This is a genomic window from Curtobacterium sp. PhB190, from assembly GCF_004365385.1.
GTDB lineage: Bacteria > Actinomycetota > Actinomycetes > Actinomycetales > Microbacteriaceae > Curtobacterium.
On the sequence record NZ_SODN01000005.1, the window covers coordinates 124,738 to 138,584 of the forward strand.

The window sequence follows — 13,847 nt, forward strand, 5'->3', positions numbered from 1 at the left end:
CTGCACGATGTCGACGATCTGCCCGAGCACCTTCGATAGGTGGAGATGTGACCTGATCCTTGGTCACTCTGGAGAGCACGAGTGTGTCTACGGGAGCGAGCGGGTGCGTTGGAACGAGCGGGCCACAGGTCACGCGCTCCGTGAACGAACTCGATTGCCGAGGTAACTGGCGGCACGTCGGACGTCGCCTGCTTCCCCTCCTCGGAAACGAGCAACGCCCCGTCGCGAGCGACGGGGCGTTGGCCGTTCCGGTCTGCCATGCACAGCCGGAGTACGTGGGGTGTTACTTGATCTGTGCGGTGATGGTGGCGGTGCCGACGAGGAGGCCGCGCTTGACGGCGTCGGTGCCGAAGGTCTTGTTCAGCAGGCCGGCGGCGTCTTCGGAGACGTGGACGGTGGTGCCGGTCAGGATGGCGTTGTCGCCCTCGAGCTGGAGGGGCTTGAGGGAACCGCCCCAGAGCTCGAACAGGAACGCGTTGGACGCGGCGACCTTGCCGTTGACCAGGACGTCACCGTAGAGCTTGGAGGAGCCCGGGTTCACGACGAAGTTCTCGAGCGTGACGGTGGTGTCGCCGGCCTTCAGCGTGAGGCCGGAGTCGTCGTGGTTGAGCAGGCCCTGCACGTAGGGCTTGTAGTTGCCGTCCGGCGACCAGTACGTGACCGACCCGGCGGTGATCGGGAACGACACCGACCCGTCAGCGAGGGTCGCATCTCCGGAGACGCCGGGGGTGAGCTTGAGGGCGGTGAGGGCGTCGGTGAAGCCGGAGTCGAGCTTCACGGCGGTGGAACCGCCGAGGACCTCGGGGACCGAGGCGACCGGTGCGGGGATCTTCGACGACGACGACGAGACCGTGTGGATCGCGGGGGTGGAGGCCTGGGCGGAGGAGATGCCGAACGCGGCACCGCCGAGCACGAGGGCGCCGGTCGTGGCGAGGGTGATGGAGGTCTTCAGGCTCTTGCGCATGGTGATCGTTTCCTTTGCTGAGGTGTCGCGCTCGGCGCGGCTGCTGTGTGCGCGCCGAACACACCCTGGTGCAGGGTGGAGAACCAGCAATGTGCGGCTGGTGAGCGCTCCGGGTGTTTCCCGGTCTGTGCAAGCTATTCGGCGCCCTCCGCTGAACGGATGGGGATCCCGTACCCCGTTACCGCATCGTAATATTTGTTGTGGGAAATGTAACCTGTTCGAGGGTCGTGTATTTTGTCGGAGCCCGTCTCGATTGAGGATTGTCTACCGAGACAGGTCCATCGCACCCCTCGATTCGTTGGCCTGCCGGCTATTTACTGGCTGGTCCTAGTTCAGCCTCCCTGCGCTCGTGCTCCTCGGGATTGGACTGGCGATGCTCTTCGTGCCGCTGCAAAACCTCGCCCTCACCGGTGTGCAGCCCGAGGATGCCGGCGTCGCTTCCGCGACCGTCAACTCGACCTTCCACATCGGCGGATCGATCGGCCTGGCCGTGTTTACCGTCTTCTACGCCAGCGCCGTCGAGCACACCCTCGCCGCCGGTGGTGACCAGCTGACTGCGTTCACCGACGAATACTCAGCCGCGTTCCTCGCCTCCGGCATCGCCATGGTCATCGCATCGCTCCTGGCGATCTTCCTCATCCGTGGGAAGAAGGACGACCTCATGCCCTCGTCATCGCCCAACGAAAGGGTGACGGCGTACGTACCTGTCACCGGCTGACTGCGGCGTCTCGAAGGTGGATGAGGCGGGTTGGCGAGTCGAACCTGCTAAAGAGATTCAGCTCTTGGTCGTAGGTGATGGAAGCAAGGAGAGAACGGTCCAATCGGTGTCGAAGGACGAGCACGGTGAAGCCGTCCCCGTCTTCTGCGTCGGTCGGATGCCAGTCGGACTGATCACCACCCCAGATGAACATGCTGTCGGGATAGATGAGGCTCGCGGCCGGATGGGGGCGCTTGCTGTGCCCCTCACCGATGCGCTCGTTGTAGCCGTCGGAGACGATGGTGCGTTGCGTTGCAACGTGGATGGCGGTCCAGCTGGCGTCCCGGAGGTCGGTCTTCACACTCCACTCGTCGACACCGTTGAAGTCCTGCATGAGGACTGTCGCGGTGACGCTACGGTCGGTGTCTGCTCTGATGGCTTCACGAATTGCCTCGATGCGGTTGTTCACGTGCGCTCCTCCTCTTAGGTGTTTCAGCCGAAGACCGGCGCTTCCTTGCCGTCCGGGTACCGGCAGCTGTCTCCCGGGGTGCACAGGAAACGGTACGTGGAGAGGTCGAGGTTGAGGTTGAACGTGTGCGCACGCTCGTAGTCCTGGATCTTCATGTTGCCGAGCTTGAAGATGTAGGTGCCGTTGTGTGTTCCGCCCATCGAGCCGGTGAAGTTGAAGCCGTCGCCGGAGAGGTTCGAGTAGCCCGTGGAGTCCACCGTCCGGCTGGGCAGGAGTCCTTCCATCTGCTCAAGAGTGATGCCACCGCTGAGGTCCACGTTGTAGTTGCGGAGGACGGAGAAAGCGGACAGGCCGAAGATGTGCTTGTCGGTCTGCAGTCCGATGGTGAACGTGAGGTCGATGCAGTTGCTCCAGGAGCCGTTGGTCGGGTCGTTCGCCTGTCCGTAGATCACGCCGTAGACGATGTCGCTCGACGATGGAGCCCAGATCGTGCGCACGGGGGTGCTGTTATAGCAGCCGACGCTGTCGGCACGGGCGTTCGACTGTGGCGCGAGGTTCGCCGCCTCTTCGGAGGACATGGTGATGAGGCAGGCGAAGTCGCCTGTTCCACCGCTGCTGGTGAGGTCGGTTGCCGCTTGGACGCAGGCTTGACCAGCTGCGCCGTTGTCGTCGGTCGCTGACGTGGCCGCGCTGGCGGGGCCAGCAAGCCCGAGAGTGCTGAGGAGGACAAGGGTCGCTGCGCTGAAGGCGGCGGTTCTGAACTTCATCGTTGAAGCCTTTCTCGTTGCTGTCGGCGTACCTGAATAACCGTACAGACGAGCCGCGATGTCTCGAGCGGGTGTTTCGCCCCACTAGCTTGTACCCCTTTCGGAGGTCGCGGATCGGAGTTGCAGCAAACTCGTCAGCGAAGGCAGCCGAGCCATCGCCCCCGGAAGGCGCTGTGCGCGCGCAATGCTGCTGTGGCGGTGACGGGCATCACCCTCCTGCTTATCGAACTCTTCAGCGGCAGTTGATGATCACGACGCTACGGGCGTCCGGTAGCCGATCGCGTTGCGAGACGAGGCGGACCCTCGAAGTCGGCGGATCCTCGCGCCATGAACGTTCTACTCATCGGGTACGCCCGCGTTTCAACCTACGAACAGGACCTCACCGCTCAGCGAGTCGCGCTTGAACGGCTTGGAGTCCTCCCGCCCAACATCCACACCGATCATGGCCTGACTGGCACGAACAGATCTCGACCAGGGCTGCGCGAAGCGCTCGCATCTTGTCGTGACGGGGACACTCTCGTAATCGCGAAGCTCGACCGGCTCGCACGAAGCCTCCGCGACGCGAAGGACATCGTCGACGAGCTCACTGCGAAGAACGTCAAGCTGAACATCGGCGGTTCCGTCCACGACCCGAACGATCCCGTCGGCCGGCTGCTGTTCAACGTCCTCGCCATGGTGGCCGAGTTCGAATCCGACCTGATCCGAGCCCGAACACGGGAAGGGATGCAGATCGCGAAAGCCAAGGGCCATCTCCGCGGCCGGCAACCCAAACTCAGCAACGCGCAACAACGCCACCTCCTCGAGGTCCACCAAGCCGGCACGCACTCGGTCGCTGAACTCGCCGAGCTGTTCGGTATCGGACGAGCCACTGTCTACCGCTGCATCGAACGACAAGCACATCCCAACCGCTAACCCCCCAGCTCCGCTCTCAAACGCAGGCGTTCGAGAGCGGAGCCTCACCTGCGACCGGAACCGTAACGGACGCGGCCAGACAGTTTCGAGCAAGCTCGTCCGCTGAACCCAAGACCGGCTTTCGGGACAGCTCAAAGCACGAGCGTCCCAGGTTTGGGTAGCGTGCTTGGGAGCAGAAACGGAGCCCCGATGTCTGGACAGCAAGTCGAGATGGTCACCATGGGGTGCTTTGTGATCGTCGCCGGCATTGGCGTGATTACAATCTCACGCGGACTTGCGCGCGCCATCTCTGAGGCATCCTGGGGAAGGTTCGGAGTACCGTTCCGGCCGCGACTCGCGCGCATGGGCATGATCGGGGCTGGCGCGATCGGAGTCGTGATCGGCGCGACTGTCATCGTTCTGGCTCTTACAGTTGCCGGCTCCTGACCTGTGGCCGCTTGACGATCGACACCGGACAGCTACACCTCACTGCCATCAAGTCGACCTGGTTGGGTGGAGTCCCTGTGGATCCCCGGACTCATCGCTGGGCCGGCAATCGTTGCGGTAGCGGTCGCCGCGTTGGTGCGTCGGGTGCCGATCGCGCAGTATTTCGTTGACGCCCAGCAGAGCTGCCGCGGTCCGAAGCGTGCGATGACTCCGGGGCTCGTGCGTGTTCTCGCTGGAGGGCTGCGATGATTGGCATCATCTGGATCCCCCTGTCGATCTTCGGTCACCCCGAGTGACCAGAGAGTCGAAGGCGGGACCAGACGGAGTCCGGTAGTCGATCGGCTATCGGCTATCGGCTATCGGCTATCGGCTATCGGCTATCGGCTATCGGCTATCGGCTATCGGACAGCGTCATCGACTCTGACGGGCCAGTCCGTTGCGGCGGCAGAAGCGCTCCACGGCAGCGCGATCTGACAGGAACACCTTCGGCCCTCCAAACTCGTCGAAGGCATGGCGATACCGGCGCCGGTTCTTCCTGGCGGGCCCGAGCATGAAGCGCAGCATCTCGACACTGACTCGGTCACGAGTGCCTTCTAAGCTTCCAGCACGGTCGGGCTCGAAGAGGGTGCGCCGAAAGTAGCGGACGATGCCCACGGCGGTCGAGACGTCCAGCAGCACCAGACCGGTTGCTCGCTGCAACCGGGCCGGCAACCAACGCGAGTAGTTGCCCTCAATGACCCACTGATCGGTGCTCATCGCTTGGTTGTGCAGGAACTCGAAATCGAGGTCAGGTCGCTCAAGCCAGTCTGTTCCGGGCAGGTGTCGGTACTGATCAAGGTGCACGACGGGCAGCGACCGGGCTCGGCCGACAGCAGCCGCGAGGGTCGACTTGCCACTGTTGGACGGCCCCAGGACACAGATCCGTTGACCGAGCTCGTCGAGGTCCATCGGGCGAGTCTCGCAGGTACACGCAGAGATGACGGGTCACTCGTACGAGAAGATTGTCGACGGCTTCGTTGCAGGACGCCCGGACAGGCGGTGCGTGGTGAACTGAGGCCATGCGTGTTCGATCAGCAGCAGTCGTCGTTCACGACGAGCTGGTGCTCGTGATCAGGCGGCGAAAGGAAAGTCAGAGCTACTGCGTGCTCCCCGGAGGCGGTGTCGAGCAGGGCGAGAGCATGCGTGGTGCTTGCCGTCGGGAACTCCTTGAAGAGACCGGCCTTGATGGCGACGTGGGTGATCTGCTCGACGTCCCCGTCGATAGCGAGGTGCCAGTCGCCTACTTCGCGGTGCGGGTGACGTCCACTGAGGTGTCGCTCGGGGGACCTGAGCTCCACCGAGCATCGGAGTGCAACGAGTACGACCCCTGTTGGATCGCCGTCACTTCCCTCGACGATGAACACCTCGTACCCGACGAGGCGAAACAGGCGGTGCGCCTCGCGCTGAGCACGGCATGGCCCTCACAGACGCCGTCGCGATAGCTGATCGGCCAACGGGACATCGCTGGCCCGTAACGTTCGACGCCGCGCTCTTATCGTTGGGCGATGGATCTCGATCACGTTTGGCCCTTGTTTGGGCTGCGCCTCATCACTCCTCGGCTGGAACTGCGGCCCCTGCGCGACGAGGATCTTCCTGGGCTCGTCGACGTGGCTCTGTCCGGCGTCCACGATCCGGCTCGAATGCCGTTCGGTGTCCCATGGACGGACGCAGCACCGACAACGTTGGCTCGTTCTCTCGCGCAGTACCACTGGAAGCTCCGGTCGGGGGTGAGCCGTGACTCGTGGGGTGTGAGCTTCACCGTGCTTCACCAGCGGACACCGGTCGGGGTCCAAGAGCTGCACGCTCGCCGCTTCGCCGCCCGCAAGACCGTCGAGAGCGGCTCGTGGCTTGCCCTCGAACATCAGGGCCACGGGCTCGGGACCGAAATGCGGGCGGCGCTGCTGCTGTTCTCGTTCGACCACTTGGGAGCTGAGTGGGCGGAGTCGAGCGCAGTCGCTTGGAATGAGCCATCCCTTCGGGTGTCCGCGAAGCTCGGCTACGAGCTCAACGGTGTCACTCGCGCCCAGACCCGCGCCGATGAGGTCGTTGACGAGGTCAGGGTGCGCTTGAGACGGGAGGACTTCGCCCGGCCGAGCTGGAGCCTGATGACTGAAGGGGTCGAATCAGCGACCGAGTTCTTGACGTAGTCCAACAGGCGAGCGCTCGGCGGTCCGGTAGCCGATCGTTCTCCGGACGCGGGCCGCCAACTCGGTGAACCGGGCCAACAGGTTGGTCCCAGAGTTCCCCGATTTGACCCTCACGCCGCGTGAGGGCAGAACGTGGACCCATGAGCAGCTACTACAACGCCTTTGAGATGAGCCCGGTCCCCGCCCCCGGCCCTGACGTGGTCGCGCCTGAGCCGTTCCACGGGATCTACGGGATGCCGTCGTTCGTGACGATCCCGACAACCGACCTGGCCGCTTCCGTCGACTTCTGGACTCGCGGCCTGGGCTTCTTCGACCTGTTCAGCGTGCCGGGCCAGCTCGTGCACCTGCGCCGGTGGGCCTTTCAGGACGTCCTGCTGGTCCCAACCGCGTCCGCTCCGGATCAGGCGCCGGCGGTGAGCTTCAGCTTCGCGTGCGTCCTGAACCAGATCGACACCCTCGTCACCGCGTGCCGAGCCCACGACGCGGGCGTGGTGAGCGAGCCGCGGGACACGCCCTGGGGCACCCGCGATGTCGAGGTGATCACGCCGGAGAAGGTGCGAGTCGTCTTCACTGCCGCGAAACCCTTCGAGCCGACCAGCCAGACCGCCAAGAACCTCGAAGCGATCGGCATCACCGCACCTGACGCCGACGGCGAGAAGAATGGAGCGCATGCCTGATGACAGCGACGCCGTGGACCTGACTGTTGGTCAGGCCGCGGCGCGCCTGGGCGTGACGGTCCGGACGTTGCATCACTGGGACGAGATCGCCCTTGCGAGGCCGTCGTCACGGTCAGCTGCCGGGTACCGGCTCTATGCCGAAGACGACCTCGAGCGGCTGCGGCGCATCGTCGTCTACCGCGAGCTGGGGCTCGACCTGGAAGCCATTCGGAACGTTCTCGACGATCCGAGTGCGGCCGTTGTCATTGCGCTGCGCGCCCAGCAGTCCCAGCTTGCGGCGCGGATCGAGCATCTCAGCGCGCTGGGCGATGACCTGGCCCGGATGGCCGACGCCCACGAGCACGGGCTGCTCATGACCAATGAGGAGCAGACCGCGACGTTCGGGCCTGGATGGAATCCGCAGTGGCCGACTGAGGCGCGGCAACTCTACGGCGATACGCCGGAGTGGCGGCACTACGCCGAACGCTCGGCGTCACGCACCGTGGACGACTGGCAGGCCGTCGCCGATGCGTCTGCGGCGCTTGATCAGGCCCTTGCCGACGCCATGGATGCTGGTGTCGAACCCGGCAGCCCGGCCGCGGACGCTCTCGTTGAACAGCACCGCGAGGTGTTCTCCGCCTACTTCCCGATCACCCGGCAGATGCAGGTCGTCCTCGGCCGCATTTACGAAGCCGATCCGGGGTACGCCGCACACTACGACGGCATCCGAGCCGGGCTCGCCTCATGGTTGCGTCGCATCATCGACGCCGGCGCACGCGCCCGCGGCATCGACCCCGACACCGCCACCTGGCAGTAGGACTCGCAGCTCACGGTCGCGCGCGGAGCGGCCGACGTCGACGTCGACGTGGGAGCGAACGCTGCCCTGAGCCAACGTCTCGTGCGGATCGCCGGCCTTCGAGTGGTCACCGCTCGTTGGCGGCTCGGCGGATCCAGGTGCGGAACTCGACGGCGAAGTGCTCGAGGTGCTGCTCGATCACCGCCGGGGCGCAGGTCGCCGGCAAGGTGACGGACAGACGTGCGGTGAAGCCGTCCTGCTCCTCGTCGAAGGAGTTCGCGATCGAGCCGATCACCGTCCCGTCCGCCAACAGCATGTGCGACCGGCGACCGGCAGTCGCTTCTGCGGCGGGCAGCTCCTGCTCGACGACGGCACTGTCGTCCCAGGGGCGCATGAAGAACGAGCAGACGTACTCGTCGAGGGTCTCGACGATGTTCACGTTGCGCCCCGGCTCGGCGTGGATCCCGTAGTGCTCCGGGTGTCCGGCGAGCATGACGTCCTCGCGGGCGAACGCGGCGCCGAGCCACGCACCGAACTGCGCGGCACTGATGCCCCGTGCACGGAGCGTGGTCGTGCCGGTTGCCTGCTCGCCGCCGGAGCGTCCGAGGTGGGCGCGGAGGAACGCGTCACCCGCAGCGATCTCGTCCTCGAGCAGCTCGAGCAGCTGGACCCGGCCGAGCTTCCGTTTCAGGAGCGCGAGCGCCCGGCGGGCGGAGAACAGCTCGAACCCGTCGATGGTCGAGTCGGTGTCCTCGCCGGCCAGGCGGACGGTCGCGCCGGTCACCGTGCGGCCCGGACGGGGAGCTGGAGGTACGAGGCCTGGTCGCCGCCGGTGTGCACGACGTGCCGCCCGGTGTTCGCGCCGACGTACTCGCGGATCGCCGGCATGAGCGTGCCGAGCAGGTTGCGGGAGCTCACGATGAACCGCAGCTGCTCGCCCGCGTAGAAGCGCAGTCCGACCGGGAACAGGTCGATCTCGATCTCGGCGACCTGCCCGGCAGCGAGCTTCTCGACGCGGTCGAACGAGTGCGCGGGGACGTCGTCGGTCGACAGGGCCTCGTCGAGGTGCCGGGCGGACACGCGGAGGCGTCCGTCGGAGCCCTTGTAGCGCAGGATCGTTGCGCCGTGGTCGGTGAGGTCGTGCGCCATCGCCGACTGGTTCGGCACGGTGAACGCCTGCAGCGGCGTTCCCCAGCGGTCGAGCTTCTGGACGAGGACGAACAGGTCCATGTCGTCGGCGCCCCGGGCCTCGACGAACAGGTGCGCCTTCGGGTACCCGACCAGGACGGTCTCCTCGTCGAAGCGGGTCAGGAACGAGACGGCGTCCGGGTTCGCGTCGACGGCGTAGGACGCTTCTGCAGGTGCCTCGGGCGCGGCCGTGGTCAGCGTTCGCGTCCGGGCGTCGAGGAAGTACTTCGTCGAAGCGGCGTCCTGCGGCGGGAACGACTCAGCCGGCACGGCGACCTCGTCTCCGCCCTGCAGGTCGAGGACCGAGTACCGGACGGTCGGAGTGGTCTCCCACCCGTTGTCGGCGCCCTTGAGGAAGTGGTCGAAGAACCGGCGGAGGTCCTCGACGTTCGCCGGGTCGTAGTAGTCCGGCCACTCCTGGGTGTTGTGGATCCGGAGCCACTTCTCGTCGCTGGCGATCCGACGCCAGGCGCGGAAGGTCCCGGCGGTGTGCAGGGTGTTCGAGTAGCTCGCGACGACGTACGCCGGCACCTCGATCTGCGAGAAGTCAGGGATCTTCTGCTCCCACAGGTCGGTCATCAGCGGGTGGGCGTCGACCTCGGCGAGGATGTCCTCCTTCTGGCCCTTCCCGAAGAAGCTGCCGTCCTGCAGCTGCTGCGCGAACCCGGTGTCGGGCATGCCGCCGCGCTTCACGAGGTCGCGGTAGACGTCGCTGACGCCCTCCCACGGGTTGATCGCGACGAGGTGCGGGGGCTGCTCGGCGGCGGTGAACCACTGCGACACGGCGAGGTAGCTCGTGCCGCTCATGCCGACCTTGCCGTCGCACCACTCTTGCTCGGCCAGCCACTCGATGACGTCGTACGCGTCGCGGCCCTCCTGCCGGTCCCAGAGCACGCTGTCGCCCTCGGAGTCGACCACGCCGCGGATGTCGACGTTGCAGATCGCGTAGCCGTGCTCGACCCAGTACGCCGGGTCCGGTGCCTCGAACTTCTCGAGTCCGGACACCGTGCTGTTCGGCAGCCCGACGAGCCCGAACACCCCCATCACGCTGAGCGACGTGCCCTGCGCCTTGCCGTACGGGCTCCATGCCACGATCACCGGCACCGGCTCGGTACCGACCGGGCGGAACACGTCGACGTGGATGGTCGTGCCGTCGCGCAGCTGCATCGCGACGTCCTTGTCGAACACCGTGTCGACGGGCAGCGGCTTGAACTGCGGCGCGATCCGGAACCCGGCCTCGAGGGTTCGGGTGCCGGGCTCGAAGGGGGTGAGCACACCCGTGCGCGGCGCGGGCAGCGGGGTGGAGGGGACGGTCATCCTCTGGTCGGTCATCGTGTTCTCCTTCGTGCGGGAGTCCTCCGTGGGCTCGTCGTCGAGGCGAGCGTACGTCCGATCCGGCAAGAACTCAACGCGTGTTGAGAAACCCGTCGGCGGAGTAGATTGCGGGCATGGACGGAACGACGGAAGCAGCGACGACCTCCCGCGTGGGTCGCCGTCCCGGGGCGGCCAGCACCCGCACGACGGTCCTCGCGGCGGCGAGTGCGCGGTTCGCCAGCGACGGTTTCGCCGGCACGACGATCCGGGCCGTGGCGGCGGACGCCGGCGTCGACCCTTCGCAGGTGATGCAGTTCTTCGGGTCGAAGGCCGACCTGTTCGCAGCGGTGATGGCCGTGTCCCCGTCCGCGCTCCGGCGCTTCGACACGGCCTTCGAGGGTCCGGACGAGCATCTCGGCGAGCGTGTCGTCCGGGCGTTCCTACAGGCCTGGGAAGGCGCCCCGGAGGAGTCGGAACCGCTGATGGCGATGCTCCGAGGTGCGATGGTCAACGAGGACGCGACGGCGCAGCTGCGGGACTTCATCCAGGCCCGCCTCGTACACGGAGCCTCCGGCGCCGATCACGAGGACCGTGCGCTCCGGGCCGGGCTCGCCGCGGCCATGCTCGTCGGGATCATCACGAGCCGGCAGGTCTTCGGGGTCCCTGCCGTGCTCGCAGCCGACCACGACACCGTCGTCGCGATCGCCGGACCCGCGATCCAGAGCGTCCTCGCCGGAGTCAGTCGAGCAGACGCCGAGCGTTCCGGGTCGTGAGTTCCCGCCAACTCGTCGCGTCGTGCGGCGGCTCAACATCGTCGAGCGCGGCGATCTGCGCGTCCACGCCCTGCGTCGGCGTCCAGCACGAGTCGCTGCCGTAGAGCAGCCGGTCCGTCCCGGCGACCTCGGCGAGGACTGGCACGTCGAGTGGGAACGGCGTGCCTGCCGTGTCGAACCAGAGCCGCCGCATCGCGTCCTTCCAGGGCATCGTGCCGGCGGTGGCGCCGAACAACTGCTGGAACAGGGCGATCCGGTCGGAGAGGACCGGCAGGGTCGCGCCCGAGTGCGGCACGATGACGCGCAGGTCCGGGTACCGGTCGAGGACGCCGGCGAACACCAGGTCGACGATGCTCCTGGTGCTGTCGAACATGAACTCCAGCATCGGGCGAGGACGCCCGAGGGCGGTGTGCTCCCACCCGACGGGCGAGGTCGGGTGCACGAAGACGGCCGCGCCGCGGGCGTCGAGCTCGGCCCAGAGCGGCTCCAACGCGGGATCTCCCAGGTACTGAACGCGGGATCTCCCAGGTACTGGCCGTGCGCGTTGGACTCGAGGACGACGCCGACCGCACCCGGTCCCTGCAACGTGCGCCGGGCCTCCAGGACCGCACTGTCGACATCCGGCACCGGGAGGGACGCGAAGTACGAGAACCGGTCCGGGTGCGCGGCCGCGATCGCGGCGGCTTCGTCGTTGAGTGTCCGCGCGAGCTCCGCGGCTCGGTCGTCGTCCCCGAAGTGCACTCCGGGCGACGAGATGGACAGGACCGCTCGGGCGATCCCGCGGCGGTCCATGTCACCGAGCTGGCCGGCGAGCGACCAGCTCGGCCAGGCGGGCATGCCGTCCGGCTGTTCGTACCCGGCTGCTCGGGCCGCTGCGACGTAGCCCGCGGTGACGAAGTGTGCGTGGACGTCGATCAGTTCGGACATCGATGGCTCCTCGTTGCGTGTAGTGAACGATTCTGTATCGTAGACCGCATGACCACGACCATTCGCAACGTCCGCACCAGCTCCGGCGGGGTGACCACAACCGAGGCTGTCGACGTCGAGTTCGACGAACACATCACCACGGTCCGTCCCGCGGGGACCGTCGCTCCAGCCGGCGGTCCGGTCGTCGACGGAACGGGGCAGTTCCTCGTCCCGGGCCTGATCGACACGCACGTCCACCTGGGCTCCCCGGCGGCGCTGTCGTCCGCAGTCCGAGCCGGCGTCACGACGATGGTCGACCTCGGGACACACCCGGACTCCCTCGTCGACGAGCAGCGAGGAGCACCGGGGGCACCGGGGCTCCTCAGCGCGGGCTCGGCCGCCTCGGCGCCGGGCAGCACCCAGATCGCTCGGATGGGCTTCCCGGACGCGAGCGGCGTGAGCAGCGCAGCCGATGCCGAGCGGTACCTGGACTGGCGGGCCGCGAGGGGTCGGACCTGGTGAAGATCATCATCGAGGACCCCGACGCCACCGACGTCCCCGCGCTCGACGTCGCAACGATCACGGCCCTGGTCGACGGTGCACGCCGCCGGGGGCTCCGGACCGTGGCCCACGTCGTGACCGCCGCGTCGTTCGTCCGCGGGCTCGACACCGGGGTCGACATCCTCACGCACGCACCGCTCGACCGGCCGCTGCCGGGCGAGACCGTCCGTCGGATGGTCGACCAGGGCACCATCGCGTCACCGACCCTCGTCATGATGCGCGCGATGGCCCGCGCGCGGCTCGGGGACCGTGCCGACGCCGCATTCGAGAACGCCGTCGAGAGTGTGCGCCGGATGCACACCGCCGGTGTGCCAGTCGTCGCCGGCACGGACGCGAACGAGACCCCGTTCGCGCCGGTTCGCCACGGCGAGGCCCTCCACGAGGAGATGCTCCTCTTGCGGGACACCGGGATGACGAACGGCGCGGTACTGACCGCTGCCACGGACGGGGCAGCGGCGGCATTCGGTCTGCACGACCGCGGGCGTGTGGAAGTGGGGCTGCGTGCGGACCTCCTGCTCACGACCGGCGATCCCCTCGTCGACCCAGCCGTCCTCGCTCAGCCGGGCGCTGTGTGGGTCGGTGGGACACTCATCTCGTGAACGCTCCCGTCCGGCGGCGCGGTGCTGACCTCGAGCACGCGATCTTCGCCGCCACACTCGAACAGCTGGCTGACCACGGCATGGCGGGCCTCACCTTCGAGAACGTCGCCGCGGCAGCCGGTGCGGGCAAGGCCTCGCTCTACCGGCGCTGGACCGATCCGGAGCAGCTCGTCCTCGCTGCCCTCGCCTGGACCGAAGACACCGCGGAGCGGAGCGATCACCCCGGGGGGACCCGACTCCAGCCGGTCGGTGACCTCCGCGACGAACTCATCGCGTTCCTGTCCGATCTCGCGGACGGGCTCACCACCCCCGTCGGACGGGTCCTCGCACCACTTCTCCTGGAGCGAGAGCGACGACCCGAGATGTGGCAGCGCATCGTCGCACTGCTCATCGAGCCGCGCCAACGCCTCGTGACCGAAGCATTCGGACGCGCCGCGGCCCGTGGCGAGATCCCCTCGAGCGCTGTCAGCCCATCACGCGTCAGCGCTGGCGCCGCACTCGTGCTCGCCCGTCACCTCACCACTGGCCCGCTGTCCCGCGACGACATCGTCGAGGTCGTCGATGACGTCGTACTTCCCGCCCTGTCGCGGTGATCGTCGCGAAGTTGCGCTGACCGACTCGTAGGGGTGTGGC

The 13,847-nt window shown here is 67.1% G+C and carries 17 protein-coding genes; 10 read left to right on the forward strand and 7 right to left on the reverse strand.

Annotated features, from left to right (window positions below; genetic code table 11):
* Positions 1–283: 283 nt before the first annotated feature.
* The gene (locus EDF47_RS09710) at positions 284–964 is read right to left on the reverse strand and encodes a hypothetical protein (protein WP_131922103.1); all 681 of its coding nucleotides are present in this window, start codon (positions 962–964) and stop codon (positions 284–286) included.
* A 349-nt stretch (positions 965–1,313) separates the two neighbouring features.
* On the opposite strand from EDF47_RS09710, the gene EDF47_RS09715 reads away from it, so the two are divergent.
* The gene (locus tag EDF47_RS09715) at positions 1,314–1,682 is read left to right on the forward strand and encodes a hypothetical protein (RefSeq protein ID WP_131921973.1); all 369 of its coding nucleotides are present in this window, start codon (positions 1,314–1,316) and stop codon (positions 1,680–1,682) included.
* Here EDF47_RS09715 and EDF47_RS09720 read toward each other — a convergent pair.
* Positions 1,672–2,130: a hypothetical protein gene (locus EDF47_RS09720; RefSeq protein WP_131921972.1), complete on the reverse strand. Its 459-nt coding sequence runs from the start codon at positions 2,128–2,130 to the stop codon at positions 1,672–1,674. The genes EDF47_RS09715 and EDF47_RS09720 overlap by 11 nt on opposite strands.
* A 23-nt stretch (positions 2,131–2,153) precedes the next feature.
* Entirely contained in the window at positions 2,154–2,708 is a 555-nt protein-coding gene (locus tag EDF47_RS09725) for a hypothetical protein (RefSeq protein WP_123291680.1), read from the reverse strand.
* Between the two features lie 516 nt (positions 2,709–3,224).
* Between EDF47_RS09725 and EDF47_RS09730 the strand changes: the two genes are divergently transcribed.
* Positions 3,225–3,809 carry a recombinase family protein gene (locus EDF47_RS09730; RefSeq protein ID WP_131921971.1) on the forward strand — a complete coding sequence of 195 codons (585 nt, stop codon included), beginning with the start codon at positions 3,225–3,227 and terminating at the stop codon, positions 3,807–3,809.
* Positions 3,810–4,646: 837 nt separating this feature from the next.
* Here EDF47_RS09730 and EDF47_RS09735 read toward each other — a convergent pair.
* A complete protein-coding gene (locus tag EDF47_RS09735) occupies positions 4,647–5,183 on the reverse strand; it encodes an AAA family ATPase (RefSeq protein WP_133938029.1) in 537 nt (178 codons plus the stop codon).
* 110 nt (positions 5,184–5,293) lie between these two features.
* On the opposite strand from EDF47_RS09735, the gene EDF47_RS09740 reads away from it, so the two are divergent.
* From EDF47_RS09740 to EDF47_RS09755, 4 genes are all read left to right on the forward strand, one after another.
* On the forward strand, positions 5,294–5,716 hold the full coding sequence (locus tag EDF47_RS09740; protein ID WP_133938031.1) for an NUDIX domain-containing protein: 423 nt from the start codon (positions 5,294–5,296) through the stop codon (positions 5,714–5,716).
* Between the two features lie 63 nt (positions 5,717–5,779).
* On the forward strand, positions 5,780–6,421 hold the full coding sequence (locus EDF47_RS09745) for a GNAT family N-acetyltransferase (protein ID WP_133938033.1): 642 nt from the start codon (positions 5,780–5,782) through the stop codon (positions 6,419–6,421).
* 140 nt (positions 6,422–6,561) lie between these two features.
* The gene (locus EDF47_RS09750) at positions 6,562–7,098 is read left to right on the forward strand and encodes a VOC family protein (protein ID WP_123294480.1); all 537 of its coding nucleotides are present in this window, start codon (positions 6,562–6,564) and stop codon (positions 7,096–7,098) included.
* A complete protein-coding gene (locus EDF47_RS09755; RefSeq protein WP_208320973.1) occupies positions 7,091–7,894 on the forward strand; it encodes a MerR family transcriptional regulator in 804 nt (267 codons plus the stop codon). Before EDF47_RS09750 ends, EDF47_RS09755 begins: the two co-directional genes overlap by 8 nt.
* Positions 7,895–8,000: 106 nt before the next feature.
* Here the strand turns inward: EDF47_RS09755 and EDF47_RS09760 are convergent, their stop codons facing one another.
* Together EDF47_RS09760 and EDF47_RS09765 are read right to left on the reverse strand one after the other, a co-directional pair.
* On the reverse strand, positions 8,001–8,657 hold the full coding sequence (locus tag EDF47_RS09760) for a hypothetical protein (RefSeq protein WP_123294478.1): 657 nt from the start codon (positions 8,655–8,657) through the stop codon (positions 8,001–8,003).
* The gene (locus tag EDF47_RS09765; protein WP_133938036.1) at positions 8,654–10,393 is read right to left on the reverse strand and encodes a CocE/NonD family hydrolase; all 1,740 of its coding nucleotides are present in this window, start codon (positions 10,391–10,393) and stop codon (positions 8,654–8,656) included. The genes EDF47_RS09760 and EDF47_RS09765 overlap by 4 nt, the downstream gene beginning before the upstream one ends.
* A 116-nt stretch (positions 10,394–10,509) precedes the next feature.
* Between EDF47_RS09765 and EDF47_RS09770 the strand changes: the two genes are divergently transcribed.
* Positions 10,510–11,148 (forward strand): TetR family transcriptional regulator, encoded by a 639-nt coding sequence (locus tag EDF47_RS09770; protein ID WP_123294477.1) that lies wholly within the window; start codon positions 10,510–10,512, stop codon positions 11,146–11,148.
* On the opposite strand, the gene EDF47_RS20050 is transcribed toward EDF47_RS09770, so the two are convergent.
* Complete coding sequence (locus tag EDF47_RS20050) at positions 11,114–11,638, reverse strand: amidohydrolase family protein (RefSeq protein ID WP_208320974.1); 525 nt, start codon at positions 11,636–11,638, stop codon at positions 11,114–11,116. The genes EDF47_RS09770 and EDF47_RS20050 overlap by 35 nt on opposite strands.
* A 485-nt stretch (positions 11,639–12,123) precedes the next feature.
* On the opposite strand from EDF47_RS20050, the gene EDF47_RS19810 reads away from it, so the two are divergent.
* From EDF47_RS19810 to EDF47_RS09785, 3 genes are read left to right on the forward strand one after another with little or no spacing between them, the layout of a single operon-like run.
* On the forward strand, positions 12,124–12,576 hold the full coding sequence (locus EDF47_RS19810; RefSeq protein WP_166673218.1) for a hypothetical protein: 453 nt from the start codon (positions 12,124–12,126) through the stop codon (positions 12,574–12,576).
* Positions 12,573–13,214: an amidohydrolase family protein gene (locus EDF47_RS19815; RefSeq protein WP_166673219.1), complete on the forward strand. Its 642-nt coding sequence runs from the start codon at positions 12,573–12,575 to the stop codon at positions 13,212–13,214. The genes EDF47_RS19810 and EDF47_RS19815 overlap by 4 nt, the downstream gene beginning before the upstream one ends.
* Positions 13,211–13,807: a TetR-like C-terminal domain-containing protein gene (locus EDF47_RS09785; RefSeq protein ID WP_123294474.1), complete on the forward strand. Its 597-nt coding sequence runs from the start codon at positions 13,211–13,213 to the stop codon at positions 13,805–13,807. Before EDF47_RS19815 ends, EDF47_RS09785 begins: the two co-directional genes overlap by 4 nt.
* The last annotated feature ends 40 nt before the right edge of the window (positions 13,808–13,847 follow it).